Annotated in this window: 15 protein-coding genes; all 15 read left to right on the top strand. The window is 34.9% G+C overall.

Going from position 1 to position 14,096, the window contains the following annotated elements; genetic code table 11:
• Positions 1-215 (top strand): transposase (locus H6F32_RS20750; RefSeq protein WP_242031133.1); only part of this gene is annotated, 215 nt, incomplete at its 5' end.
• Between the two features lie 56 nt (positions 216-271).
• Positions 272-1,531 carry an aminotransferase class I/II-fold pyridoxal phosphate-dependent enzyme gene (locus tag H6F32_RS19475; RefSeq protein WP_190370932.1) on the top strand — a complete coding sequence of 420 codons (1,260 nt, stop codon included), beginning with the start codon at positions 272-274 and terminating at the stop codon, positions 1,529-1,531.
• The gene (locus H6F32_RS19470) at positions 1,476-2,453 is read left to right on the top strand and encodes a glycosyltransferase (RefSeq protein ID WP_190370931.1); all 978 of its coding nucleotides are present in this window, start codon (positions 1,476-1,478) and stop codon (positions 2,451-2,453) included. Before H6F32_RS19475 ends, H6F32_RS19470 begins: the two co-directional genes overlap by 56 nt.
• 303 nt (positions 2,454-2,756) lie before the next feature.
• The gene (locus tag H6F32_RS19465) at positions 2,757-3,374 is read left to right on the top strand and encodes a hypothetical protein (RefSeq protein ID WP_190370930.1); all 618 of its coding nucleotides are present in this window, start codon (positions 2,757-2,759) and stop codon (positions 3,372-3,374) included.
• Between the two features lie 136 nt (positions 3,375-3,510).
• Positions 3,511-4,425 (top strand): DUF2887 domain-containing protein, encoded by a 915-nt coding sequence (locus tag H6F32_RS19460; protein WP_190370929.1) that lies wholly within the window; start codon positions 3,511-3,513, stop codon positions 4,423-4,425.
• Positions 4,422-5,300, top strand: a complete 879-nt coding sequence (locus H6F32_RS19455) for a DUF2887 domain-containing protein (RefSeq protein WP_190370928.1) — start codon at positions 4,422-4,424, stop codon at positions 5,298-5,300. Before H6F32_RS19460 ends, H6F32_RS19455 begins: the two co-directional genes overlap by 4 nt.
• A gap of 230 nt (positions 5,301-5,530) precedes the next feature.
• Complete coding sequence (locus tag H6F32_RS19450) at positions 5,531-6,853, top strand: glycosyltransferase (protein ID WP_190370927.1); 1,323 nt, start codon at positions 5,531-5,533, stop codon at positions 6,851-6,853.
• Positions 6,854-6,887: 34 nt separating this feature from the next.
• On the top strand, positions 6,888-7,715 hold the full coding sequence (locus H6F32_RS19445; protein ID WP_190370926.1) for an FkbM family methyltransferase: 828 nt from the start codon (positions 6,888-6,890) through the stop codon (positions 7,713-7,715).
• Positions 7,716-8,071: 356 nt separating this feature from the next.
• Positions 8,072-8,203, top strand: a complete 132-nt coding sequence (locus H6F32_RS21000) for a hypothetical protein (RefSeq protein WP_277875081.1) — start codon at positions 8,072-8,074, stop codon at positions 8,201-8,203.
• A 2-nt stretch (positions 8,204-8,205) separates the two neighbouring features.
• On the top strand, positions 8,206-9,360 hold the full coding sequence (locus tag H6F32_RS19440; RefSeq protein WP_190370925.1) for a glycosyltransferase: 1,155 nt from the start codon (positions 8,206-8,208) through the stop codon (positions 9,358-9,360).
• A gap of 103 nt (positions 9,361-9,463) precedes the next feature.
• A complete protein-coding gene (locus H6F32_RS19435) occupies positions 9,464-9,838 on the top strand; it encodes an FkbM family methyltransferase (RefSeq protein WP_190370924.1) in 375 nt (124 codons plus the stop codon).
• Entirely contained in the window at positions 9,828-10,931 is a 1,104-nt protein-coding gene (locus H6F32_RS19430; RefSeq protein ID WP_190370923.1) for a glycosyltransferase, read from the top strand. The genes H6F32_RS19435 and H6F32_RS19430 overlap by 11 nt, the downstream gene beginning before the upstream one ends.
• A gap of 259 nt (positions 10,932-11,190) precedes the next feature.
• Positions 11,191-11,694, top strand: coding sequence for a methyltransferase domain-containing protein (locus tag H6F32_RS19425; RefSeq protein ID WP_190370922.1), 504 nt, complete (start codon positions 11,191-11,193; stop codon positions 11,692-11,694).
• 28 nt (positions 11,695-11,722) lie between these two features.
• Positions 11,723-12,724 carry a glycosyltransferase gene (locus H6F32_RS19420; RefSeq protein ID WP_190370921.1) on the top strand — a complete coding sequence of 334 codons (1,002 nt, stop codon included), beginning with the start codon at positions 11,723-11,725 and terminating at the stop codon, positions 12,722-12,724.
• Between the two features lie 60 nt (positions 12,725-12,784).
• Complete coding sequence (locus H6F32_RS19415; protein WP_199294646.1) at positions 12,785-13,987, top strand: glycosyltransferase family 4 protein; 1,203 nt, start codon at positions 12,785-12,787, stop codon at positions 13,985-13,987.
• Positions 13,988-14,096 lie beyond the last annotated feature (109 nt).

Below are 14,096 nucleotides of genomic sequence, written 5' to 3'. Positions count from 1 at the left end.
TTTATCCATCCAGTAAAACCTGTTCCCACTGTGGATATAAAAAAGAAAATCTTTCTTTATCTGAAAGAATTTATCACTGTGAGAACTGCGGTTTTGAGATGGATAGGGATCTAAATGCCGCAATTAAATTAATTTATCGCGTCTGGCTAAGGCGTGTAAGTCTACTGAGGGATAACCGCTCCCATGCTCCCATTGAAGTAGAAAGTAAAGTCTAGTTTTGTCTAGGTTTTATATAGCAGAATACAATTCTGATTTTGGAGACTATTAATCAGTGTTAAAAACCAAATTAGAAGATTTAGCAATATTTGGTGCAGACCCAACTTTTGCAGAAAAACTACACGTTGGTCGTCCTAATATTGGCGATCGCGAACTATTTCTCAAACACGTCAATACAATTTTAGATAATCGTTGGCTATCTAATAATGGTCCTTTTGTCCAACAATTAGAACAAGAACTAGCTCAACTGTTAGGAGTCAAACACTGTATCGCTGCTTGTAACGGCACTGTTGCCTTAGAAATTGCCATTAGAGCCTCTGGATTAACTGGAGAGGTAATTGTCCCTTCTTTCACATTTATAGCTACTCCCCATGCTTTACAGTGGCAGGAAATTACACCAGTTTTCTGTGATATTGACCCAGTAACTCATTTAATTGATCCAGATAGAATTGAAGCTCTAATTACACCCCGAACCACAGGTATTTTAGCAGTTCACCTTTGGGGACAACCCTGTAATGTGGAAGCACTGACAGATATTGCGAACCGTCATAACTTAAAGCTTTTATTTGATGGTTCTCATGCCTTTGGCTGTTCTTATCACGGTCAAATGATAGGTGGCTTTGGCAATGCAGAAGTTTTTAGTTTTCATGCGACAAAGTTTTTTAATACCCTAGAAGGGGGAGCAATTGTCACCAATGATGACGAATTAGCAGCCAAAATTAGATTGATGAAAAACTTTGGCTTTTCAGGCTATGAAAATGTTGTCTATATTGGTACCAATGGCAAAATGAATGAAGTCAGTGCAGCTATGGGGTTAACTTCCCTCAAAAACATGGCACAGACAATTGAAATCAATCGAAGAAATTACCATTTTTATCAACAGCAATTAGCGGAAATTCCCGCTGTTCGGCTTCTAGATTATGATGAATCTGAAAAGTTTAATTATCAATACATTGTCTGTGAGTTAAATACTGATATTACAGAATTTAGTCGGGATCAATTTATCGAAATATTGTGGGCAGAAAATATTTTGGCTAGACGTTATTTTCATCCCGGTTGTCACCGAATGGAACCTTATCGCTCTTATTTTCCTCATGCTGGTTTGCTATTACCACAGACCGAAAAAGTTGCCGAACGAGTTTTCTTATTACCTACTGGTCAAACAATAAACCCAGCAATGATAGAATCCATTTGTCAATTGATCAAGTTTATCTTAATAAACAGTCAAGATATTATCTCTAAACTAGAACAAAGTGGTCATGTCAACTCATTTTTCATCAACTCCCTTAGTCAGCTTCACCGTAACAGCATATAACACTGAAAAATATATTGCCGAATGCTTAGATAGTATTTTTGCACAAAAGGGAAATTATGATTTTGAGGTTGTCGTTGTTGATGATGCCTCCACGGATAGCACAGAACAAGTAGTCCGTTCTTATACTGATTCTCGACTCCGGTATATTCGACACCCTAAGAATAAGGGAGCTTTTGCAACTGTTAATCGGGGTTTTGAAGAAGCCATGGGTCAGTTTGTTACCAGAATAGACTCAGATGATCGCTACCGACCGGATTTTTTATTAACTGTTGTTCCTATCTTACAACAGTACCCGGAAGTCGGATTAGTCTATGGTGACATAGCCATGATTGATCCTCAAGGAAAAATCACCGCCCCAGCCGGAAATGTGCATCGTCAAAATCTGCCAGCAAAGGGAAATGAACTAATTCCCTTATTAGAAAAAAATTATTTACCAGCACCAACTACAATCGCTAGAAAAGAGGCATGGGCAGAAGGTTTACCTGTACCCCGTGGATTTGATTTTTGCGATTGGTATCTTTCAACTAGTATTGCTAAGAAGTGGGATTTTTATTATTGTGATCAAGTATTAGCTGATTATCGTGTTCATCCTCAAAACCATCACCGATCTATTATTCTGGATAAAACAGGGGAATCAATCATCTTTCAAGTGCTAAAACAAGTGTTTAATGAAACTGAACGTCAAGATGAAAAAAGCAAAGCTAAGTCAAGAATTTATGGGATTAATTATCTCACATTAGCCGATCAATACTTTGGTGCTGAAATGCTAGATGATGCACGTCGCTGTTATCTACAAGCAATTCAGTGTCAACCTTATTTGGGGTTGCAGCCAGATATTTTAGTTCATTTGTTGGGAACGTTTTTAGGGATAAGTAGATATGAAAAACTTAAAAAAATAGCAAAGCTATTATTAAAAATATAAAAGAGAAGCTATAGCTAAAGCAGGACAATCTCGCACTTTAAGAGGATGTTTGAAAAGTCGTATCCCGTAATTTTCATCACATTGTTACCCCCCTTAGTCCCTCTCCTTAGTAAGGGGAGGGTTAGGGTGGGGTAAAAAATATTTGACACATCAACCATAACTTTTCAAACACCCTCTAAGAGATTATACCTTTGAAAAACGCGCAATTCAACTAGATCAAATTATCCAAAAATATTTAAAATAAATCTCAGAATAACGCTACCATTAAAAAAATCTAAATTATTTAGTTGCAGAAGGTGAATAATGTCCTTTAATAACTATAAGAGTATTGCAGATGTTTTAAATGAGTTTCCTCTGATATACCAAGAAGAAAATTTTATCAAAGAAAATTTCTCTGAAATTAGTCCTTACTTCATTGATCGATTAGAATTAATACTCAAAGACGGAGTAGTATTTAATTCAGAATATGCTATCTGTGAAAATATTATTTCTCCAATTTTAGTGGAAATTTGGCTCAAATACAAGGATAAATTGTTACTTTGGAGTCATCAGGCTTTGAATTATGATGAAAAGTTATCAGGAGTACCTGATTATATTGTTGCTCAACGTTCTCCTAGAGGAAAAGTGATATTAGATCAACCTTACTTAATTTTAGTAGAAGCCAAAAAAGATAACTTTGATGAAGGTTGGGGACAATGTTTAGCTGAATTAATTGCAGCACAAAAACTAAACAATAATCAACAACATAAAATATTTGGTATTGTTTCTAATGGTAAACTTTGGGAATTTGGACAATTAAAGAACGATTTTTTTACTAAAAATATCAAATATTATGTTTTAGAGAACTTACTAGAATTAATGGGAGTAATTAATTTTATTTTTTCTGAAAGTGTTAATCAAGTATTGTGTAAAGATAATTAATTAACCCACCCTAACCCTCCCTTTAGTAAGGGGAGAGAACTGGATTTTTATTGTTTCCCACCTTTATGAGAGCAAATAGAGTGCCTATTTTCGGAGTATTTTGGGAGACATTGACCAGGATGAAATTAGCATAAAAATGAAAACCGACAAATTATTTTACCGAATATTTTTAAATCAACCGGGATTAATAGCAGAATTAATACCTGGTATTCCTAAAGAATGTGAATTTGAATATAGTGCCCCCGTCATCAAAGAAAAAGAAACCCGTTTAGATGGATTATTAACACCTATTGATGATAATCCTGAGATACCTCTAGTATTTCTTGAAGCACAAATGCAAAGAGATACAAAATTTTATATTCGCTATTTTCGGGGTATTTTTAGCTATCTTGACCAATATGAAATTAGTAGAAATTGGCATGGATTACTAATTTTAAGAAATAACCGTCTCGAATTAGGATCAGAAATTCCCTATCAAATTTTACTAAATAATCAAGTAGAAAGACTATATTTAGAAGATTTATTATATCAAGACAATTTAAGTGCTAATTTAGCTCTACTAAGATTAATAGTAACACCTAAAGCCCAAGCAGCAGGAGAAGCGAGACAAATTTTAGACAGTGCGACATCGGAAACGGAATTTAGGCTAAAATTAGACTTAGTAGAAGCGATATTAGTGAACAAGTTCAGTAAATTAACTATAGAGGAGATTCAAAAAATGCTTAATCTCAAAGAAGCTGATGTGACTCAAACCCGTTTTTATCAAGAAGTATTGCAAATTGGAGAGAAAAAAGGTTTACAACAAGGTTTACAACAAGGTTTGCAACAAGGTTTGCAACAAGGTTTACAAGAAGGTTTACAACAAGGTTTACAACAAGGAGAAGCAAATCTAACTATTCGCCAGTTAAAACGCTGTTGTGGTAATTTGACTCCAGTTCAAGAAGAAAAAGTGCGATCGCTTTCTATTCCTCAACTAGAATCTTTAGGAGAAGCTTTATTGGACTTTCAAAATATTGCCGATTTAGAAAGTTGGTTAGAAGAACATAAATGAAAACCGACAAATTATTTTACCGAATATTTTTAAATCAACCGGGATTAATAGCAGAATTAATACCTGGTATTCCTAAAGAATGTGAATTTGAATATAGTGCCCCCGTCATCAAAGAAAAAGAAACCCGTTTAGATGGATTATTAACACCTATTGATGATAATCCTGAGATACCTCTAGTATTTCTTGAAGCACAAATGCAAAGAGATACAAAATTTTATATTCGCTATTTTCGGGGTATTTTTAGCTATCTTGACCAATATGAAATTAGTAGAAATTGGCATGGATTACTAATTTTAAGAAATAACCGTCTCGAATTAGGATCAGAAATTCCCTATCAAATTTTACTAAATAATCAAGTAGAAAGACTATATTTAGAAGATTTATTATATCAAGACAATTTAAGTGTTAATTTAGCTCTACTAAGATTAATAGTAACACCTAAAGCCCAAGCAGCAGGAGAAGCCAGACAAATTTTAGACAGTGCGACATCGGAAACGGAATTTAAGCTAAAATTAGACTTAGTAGAAGCGATATTAGTGAACAAGTTCAGTAAATTAACTATAGAGGAGATTCAAAAAATGCTTAATCTCAAAGAAGCTGATGTGACTCAAACCCGTTTTTATCAAGAAGTATTGCAAATTGGAGAGAAAAAAGGTTTACAACAAGGTTTGCAACAAGGTTTACAACAAGGTTTGCAACAAGGAGAAGCAAATCTAACTATTCGCCAGTTAAAACGCTGTTGTGGTAATTTGACTCCAGTTCAAGAACAAAAAGTGCGATCGCTTTCTATTCCTGAATTAGAATCTTTAGGAGAAGCTTTATTGGACTTTCAAGGGATGAATGATTTAGAAAAATGGTTAAAAGACCATGAATAGCTAAATGAAAACAGACAAGTTATTCTACAGAATTTTCCTGAATCAACCACCATTAATAGCAGGTATTTGTAAGTTTGAATATAGCCTCAAATCCATAAATTATTCCTCTACGGATTTAATAGTCAAATACCTTACTCTTGACAAACTTAAAAAAGTGTTGTTAAACTCATCTGAGTTGAAAATAGTAACAAAACTTCCATGATAAAATAAATAAAATAAATTTATTTAATATGAAAATCATCCACCTGCCCTTCTGCTTTTATCCAGATCCTATGGGTGGAACAGAAATTTATGTAGAAGCATTAGCAAGAGAACTAACAAAACAAAATATCACCAATATCATAGCTGCCCCAGCCGCAAAAAACCAATCCTACACCTACAACCAAATCCAAATTAGACGCTTTGCTATCTCCTCGCAAGTCAAACATTTAAAAGAAATCTATGGAGAAGGAGATCAACTTGGCTCTATAGAATTTGGTAAAATTCTCGACGAAGAAAAACCCGATTTAATTCATCTCCATGCTTTCACTCGTGGTGTTTCCTTACGCATAGTCAGACTAGCTAAATCGAGGGGAATTCCCGTAATCTTTACCTATCACACCCCCACCGTTAGCTGTCAACGGGGAACATTATTACAATGGGGAAATCAAGTTTGTAATGGACAAATAGAATTAAATAAATGTACAGCTTGCACCCTACAAGCATTGGCAATTAATCAAAATATTGCTCAAATTGTTGCCAACTTACCCCCCATAATTGGACAAACACTATCTAAAGCGAATCTGAGTGGTGGGATTTGGACAGCATTACAAATGCGAGAATTAGTTAATTGTCGTTCTCAAGCTTTTCAATCCCTCATGGGAGAAGTTGACCATATCATAGCAGTATGTAATTGGGTCAAAGATATTCTGATTATTAATCAAATTCCTGATGAAAAAATTACAGTCATTCGTCAAGGCTTATGTCAAGACATTTCAGAGGATTTTGTTGAGTCTTCTAATCATACAAATAATCAACCTTTACGGTTAGTATATTTTGGTCGTCTTGACCCAACTAAAGGAGTTGAAATTCTCATTCAGTCCTTGCTATCCAAGCCCCAACTTCATGCTACCTTAGACATTTATGGAATTTCTCAATCTAGCTCAACTAACTCTTATGAAAAGCAAATTCAAAATTTAGTTCAAAGTGATCCGAGAATTAATTTTAAACCTCCCGTATCTGCTGCACAAGTAGTCCAAACCATGAAAGAATATGACCTACTAGCTGTTCCTTCCCAATGGTTAGAAACTGGACCAATGGTAGTTTTAGAGGCTTTTGCCGCAGCTATTCCTGTTATCGGGTCAAATCTAGGCGGAATTGCGGAATTAGTGCAGGATCATGTTAATGGTATACTGGTTGAAGCCAGTTCTATTAAGGCCTGGGCTGATGAATTAGAGCAGCTTTGTCGGCATAGGGATAAGTTAGATCAGCTAAAAAGGGGAATTAGTCCCCCGCAAATGATGAAATTAGTAGCTGAGAAAATGAATATTCTCTATAGCAATATCCTGTTTTAAAACAATCAATCTATAAATAAAGTACAACAAAAAAATGAACTACAGCACTAAATACTATCAGACTTTACTGTCCATTCGTCCTGCTCAACTAGGTAATCTGGTTAAACAGGTTTTACAAGTTAAACGAAAACATATTAAAACTGATTCTGGCTATACATTTTACGCAGATCCAGTTTCCGTATTTGGTTTCACATTATTGTCTGAAGGTATTTATGAATCTCAGATGACAAAATTGCTAGAATCACTTCTACGACCTTCTGATATCTTCGTTGATATTGGCGGAAATGAAGGCTATTTTTCAGTAATTGCTTCATCTTTAGTTCACGATGGCAAAGTTTACTGTATCGAACCTCAGATCCGATTACAGTCTATTATTGCCGAAAATGTCAAAATTAATAATTCTAATGCTATTGAACTATATCGTTTAGCAATCTCAAATCAAGCAGGGGAGGTTGAACTGTTTCTCAGACCTTCCACAAATACAGGAGCCAGTAGTCTATTTCGTCACTGGAAAATTGGTTCTATTAAAGAAACTGTACCTGCTATTACTTTAGATGAATTCTTTTGGCAAAATTCAATAAATCGTGTTCGTTTATTGAAGGTAGATTGTGAAGGTGCAGAATATTTAGTTTTTGGAGGTGGTAAAAATGTAGTTGAGCAAAAGTTAATTGAGTTTATTGCGTTAGAGTATCATCCAATGATATGTGGGATTGATAAATGTATTGAAATTCATAATCAACTGTGTAGCTCCGGTTATATTCTGACGAAAGTAAATGATCAATGTATATATCATCTCCCAGGAGGAGAAACGGAAGTAAAATCTTTAGGTGAGTTAAATGTTAACTGTAACTGGGACAGTTAAGAAACTTTCAAAAAAATATACTTTTCCACCTCATCCTCATATTACTGTCTATCAAGTACCTTCTTACCATCCTGGGTGGCGGTAATTGAGATATACTTTGTTTGTCTTGAAAGCGATCGCTAATTTATGAAATCTCAAATTAGTCATTGGGGAAATTCTTTAGCCTTCACTCTATAAATAAAATAAGAACATAAGATCCCCGACTTCTCTAAGAAGTCGGGGATCTGAAACTCTAGGATAGCGGCAATTGAGATATACTGTGTTTATCTTGCTTGAAAGCGATCGCTAATTATGAAATCTCAAATTGTCAAAAATTCTCGAAAGTAATCGGAGCCGATGGTTGGGGTAATCCATTTATGCCTATTCTTGGAGGTTTAGGACTTATTCATAAACCAGTTCCCAACGCACTTTGGCATCCCTTACATAAATTAGCCATGTATGATCGTAAATCTTATTCCTATGTGGTTTGGGTAATTGCACAAAAATAAAAATGATTAAATCAAAAAATCGCATCTTATATATCCAATATACAAACCCCGCAGGTTATCCTCCTTTAGAACATAGTTCCCGGATTTTAGCTCAAGCCGATTGGGAGGTACTATTTTTAGGGACAGGAGCATCAGGAGCAGACACTTTAAGGTTTCCACCTGATCCTCATATTACTGTCTATCAAATACCCTTTTGTCGTCCTGGTTGGCGGCAAAAGTTACATTACATGAGATATTGTCTTTGGGTATTAATATGGGTATTACGTTGGCAACCTCAATGGGTATATGCTTCGGATTTATTAGTTTGTCCGATAGCTTTAATATTAACTTTTTTCCCGGGTGTAAAAGTTATTTATCACGAACATGATTCACCAAACACAAAAGCTGAAAGTTCATTTATCAGTTGGTGTTTACAAGCAAGAGAAAAATTAGCAAATAGTGCCAAATTGTGTATTCTACCTAATCAACAAAGAGCCGATTTATTTGACAAAGAAGTTAAGAATACTCAAAATTCTATTTGTGTTTGGAATTGTCCGGCTCAAGAAGAAATAGTTTCTCAACGCTCACTTTATCAAGAAAATAATAATATTTGGGTACTTTATCATGGCTCAGTTGTACCCCAGAGGTTGCCACTAACAGTGATAAATGCACTTTCTACTCTCCCAAAAATAGTCAAGTTAAGAGTAATTGGCTATGAAACAATAGGACATAAAGGATATGTAAATAAACTCAGAGAAGTTGCTAGTGAATTGGGTATAAGTGATAGATTAGAAGTAATTGAGCCAATGCCCAGAAAACAGTTATTGAAATGGTGTCAACAAAGTGATATAGGTCTTGCTTTTATGCCAGTTACCAGCCAAGATGTTAATTTAATTTCAATGACAGGTGCTTCCAATAAACCCTTTGACTACCTAGCTTGTGGTTTACCCTTGGTAGTGTCAGATTTACCCGACTGGAAACAAATGTATGTTGAACCAGGTTATGGATTGGCCTGTAATCCTGAAGATCCTAATAGTATTGCTGATGTGTTACGCTGGTATTTGGAACATCCTTTGGAAATGAAAGCAATGGGGGAACGGGGTAGACAGAGGATTTTAAATGAGTGGAATTATGAAACTCAATTTGAAGTGGTTAAAAATCAACTTGAACTATTATGAATTATACAACAAAGGTTAAGCTAAGGATCATTGCCCCTATATTTCGCTTTTTACCTAAATTTCGGGGAAAATATAGATTAGCTAGATTTATTTTAGGCAAGTCATGGGTTCTCTTAGTCGACAATTTGATAATTACCCTATTGAGGTAAAAACCAAAACTATAGATAGTATCCTTGAGGATGAAAAAATAGATAAAGTTGATTTCATGAAAATTGATGTAGAAGGATATGAAGCATCTGTATTTCAAGGTGCTGAAAAGTTGTTAAATTCACCCAATGCTCCTATTATCTTATTTGAGTTTTGTGATTGGGCAGAAGCTAGAAAACCTGGAGGTAAAGTTGGTGACTCGCAAAGAGTCTTGATAGATTTTGGATATACAATTTGGAGATTAACTGATTTTATTAAAGGTGGTAAACCATTAGATATGATTTTAGAAATCGGTTCAGATATGTTAGTTGGAGTTAAACATGGAAATTAGAAATCAGTATAGACAAAACCCGTTTTTTTCTATTTGTATTCCTCAATATAATCGCACTTCATTTTTGATTGAAGCCTGTAAAGTTCTAGCACAGCAGACATTCAAGAATTTTGAAGTGTGTATTTCTGATGACCAATCTAATGATGGTCGTGAGCAGGAATTAATTGCATATTTACAAAACTCAGGATTATCTTTCGTTTATAAAAGACAGGAGAAAAATCTGAGATATGATGGCAACATACGCGGTAGCATTGCTTTAGCCCAAGGTACATACTGCTTTCTACATGGTAATGATGATTGTCTAGCTTCCTCTACTACTCTGGAAGAAATATTTCAAGAAGTTCAAAAATATGATTTACCGGGAGTCATTATTACTAACTATGAAGACTGGCAAACTGGACAAAAGAATCAACGTCTTCGTCAATCAAAGTTATTTGATTCTGGAGTAGAAACTGCTGCTACTCACTTTAGAAATGTTGCTTTTGTCACAGGTGTAATTATTGATAGAGTCAAAGCACAGGAATGTTATACAGATAAGTGGGATGGTTCAGAAATGTACCAAATGTATGTAGTTTCTAAAATTATAGCCAGTGGTTCTTCTCTCTTAGAACTGAAAATGTCAGCAGTGAAAAAGGATATTTATATCCCCGGTGAAAGTGTTGATAGTTATGCTAAAATACCCGTATTGAATCCTTGCCCAATAGTCGAGAGAAAATTACCAATGGTGTTAATTGGCCAAGTGGTAGCAGATGCAATTTCTCCCTATCTTGATAAATTTAACCGCGATAGAATCATAGAATCTATTTTTCTGCAATTATATCTATTTACCTACCCCTTTTGGATAATTGAATATCGTCGTGTTCAGTCCTGGAACTATTCCCTGGGTATCTGTCTTGGTATTCATCCTAAAAATACATTTCTTAAAATAGAACTGGGATGGTTAAGAATAATTAAACTTTACTGTCTATACATTATTGTTTGTGCAATAGGCTTGATTCTGCCAATCAAACTATTTGATCAATTACGAGGAATATTATTTTCCTTGTCTAAATCTATGTTTTCGAGCAAACAAGTTGCTCCATTAAGCAACTGATTACTAGATTAGTTTTTGCTGACAAGGAAAATTAAATAATCTTTTAAATCCAATAAATAATAGGGAGATTATATCAATGAAGACGATAGCTAATAATAAAAGAACCCTCTTAAATTTGGGTTGTGGTCAAACTAGGCCAGATAATTGGATCAACACTGATTGCTCTCTTAATAGCTTGTTGCAGAAAATGCAATTATAAAGTTTTATACTTACAAAACTTTATAATCGAACCTCTTACATTTCAAGCAATGCTATCTACATGGACTTAAATAAACGCTGGAGATTTACCTCTGCTAGTGTTGATGTTGTTTATGCCTCCCACGTTTTTGAACACTTAACTTTGGTAACGGCTAAACTTTTTATTCAAGAAGCATATCGTGTAATTAAACCTAATGGAGTCATTAGGATAGTTGTTCCAGATTTATATAAATTATCTAAAAATTATATTCATAGATATGAAACTGGAGAGCAAGATGCTTCCAATGAACTTTTATATTCCCTAAATTTGCATCAAGAAGGAACATATTCAGCAGACCGAAATTTTTTAGAAAAAATTTTGAATTTAATTCAAGGATATCCTCACCAACATAAATATATGTATGATTCGTTTTCTTTAAAGAAAATTATATCTGATGCTGGTTTTATTGATATTTGTGAGTCTTCTTATGCCGTGAGTTCAAATATTCCAGAAATTAAGCAAGTAGAGTTTACAAAAGAAGGTGTCCCTTCAGTATATATTGAAGCAATAAAACCGATTAACTAAATTTAAATTTTATTTGTTTATTTCTAACATGAGTTTAATTGTCGTTGGTGGTTCTGGAGGAACTAATATCGGTGATGCTTTTCTAAAAGCAGCCTTTAAATTAAATCTAGATCCAGTCTTATACCATAATCGTCTAGCCTATGAAGCGCCTAAATGGCTAAAAACCATTAATTGGCATCTACGAGGTAGATATCCATCAAGGCTAAATACATTTAGCCTTGATATAGTTAAAGAATGTGTCAACGTTCAACCACAATGGCTATTAACCACAGGAATAGCTGCTATTAACCATTTAGCCTTACAACAAATTGGTCAAATGGGAATTAAACGGTTCAACTTCCTCACCGATGATCCTTTTAACCGCGCTCACTATGCACCCTGGTTTTTAAAAGCCTTACCTGATTACGATGTTGTTTTTTCTCCCCGTCGTGCTAATATACAAGACCTGCTGAACGCAGGTTGTCCGAGAGTAAAATATCTACCCTTTGGTTATGATGATGAATTATTCTATCCCGAAGATCCATCTAACATCAACCTAGATGCAACCGTTCCCGATGTTGTTTTTGCAGGAGGGGCAGACCGCGATCGCGTTCCTTATATGAGTGCTTTAATAAAATCGGGCATCAATTTAGCCCTATATGGCAGTTATTGGGAAAAATACCCAGAAACTAAAGCCCATACTCAAGGTCAAGCAGATGTTGCTACTTTAAGATCAGTTATTGGTCGTGGTAAGATATCTTTATGTTTAGTCAGAAGAGCCAATCGTGATGGTAACTGCATGAGAACCTTTGAAGTTCCGGCCATTGGTTCATGTATGTTGACTGAAGATACTCAAGAACATCGAGAAATTTTTGGTCAAGAAGGTGAAGCGGTTGTTTATTTTAATACCATCTCAGAAATGTTAGAAAAAACCCATTGGCTCTTAAATCACGACCAAGAACGGCAAAGGTTAGCCCAAAATGCCCATTTGCTAATTACTCAAGGACATCATACTTATAAAGATAGACTAAAAACCATCCTGTCTATTTAGGGAACTTTCTCTCAACTTCTCAGTTTAGCATAACAAGTGCCTAAGAGGCATAATCTATTTATGATACCACTAAAAATAGCCGTTGTTGTCCATGGTCGATTTCATGCCTTTGATTTAGTACGAGAACTAATAAAGCAAGGGCATGAAGTAACTTTATTTACTAATTATCCTAAATATATTGTTGAAAAATTTGGTATTCCTTCGCAGTCAGTGAAATCTTTGCTTATACATGGTGTTGTAATCCGCATCTTAGCTCAAATTGAACTCATTTTTAGTAAATTAAACTTAACCTTTGATTTTGAGCCTTTTTTTCATGCTAGTTTTTCATATTGGGCAAGTCATAAATTAATACAAGATAATTTTGATGTAATATATGTATTTAGTGGTATTGCCGAGGAAATTTTTCAAAAACTTGCAGATAAACCAGTTTTAAAAATATTAGTGAGAGGTTCATCCCATATCAGAACTCAATTTCAAATTCTCAACGACGAAGAAATAAGAGCCGGATTAAAAATAGATAAACCCAGTGATTGGATTATAGCCAGAGAAGAAAGAGAATATCAATTAGCAGATATAGTCATTGTGCTTTCCACATTTGCCCGATCATCTTTTATTCAGAAAGGTATTGACCCAAAAAAATTAAGACTCCTTCCCCTTGGTGCTCAGTTGAGCTTGTTTCGTCCCCAGGAAAATATAATTTTAGCTCGGTGTCAAAGAATTTTATCTGGAGAACCGTTAAAAGTGTTACTGGTTGGTACTTTCTCCTTGCGAAAAGGCGCGATTGATTTGGTGGAAATTGCTAAAAATAGTGGTTCTGACTTCCAATTTACATTTGTTGGTGCAATAGGAGATGATGCAAATTTTTTATATAAAACCAATAGTCAATATATTGAATTTATTCCTAAACAACCGCAGTCAGAACTGCCTCAATACTATGGATCAGCGGATATATTCATATTTACTACCATAGAAGATGGTTACGCGGTAGTGCTATCCCAAGCACAAGTGGCAGGTTTACCAATTATCTCTACCACCAACTGTTCAGCCCCGGATATCATAGTAGAAAATGAAACTGGCTGGATATTGCCTATTCGCAGTCCAGATGCTTTTATTGAAAGATTGCAATGGTGTCACGAACATCGCCCAGAACTAGCACAAATGGTCAACAAAATATATGAAGACTTTCAACCTAGAGACTGGACTAATGTTGCTGAGGACTTTACTGTAATTGTGAGGGATTATTTAGAGATTTCAGCAAAATAGCCAAACTTTGCTCACATCTTGATAAACTTAAATCAAAACATGATCTAAGTATTGGACACAAATTCAAACGACTTAGATACAAGCTAAGACTAGCAATGGAAAGACTCAG

Source organism: Anabaena sp. FACHB-1237, assembly GCF_014696225.1.
Lineage (GTDB): Bacteria > Cyanobacteriota > Cyanobacteriia > Cyanobacteriales > Nostocaceae > FACHB-1237.
The sequence above is the reverse complement of the archived record's forward strand: the minus strand, read 5'-3'. Positions and strand labels throughout refer to the sequence as shown.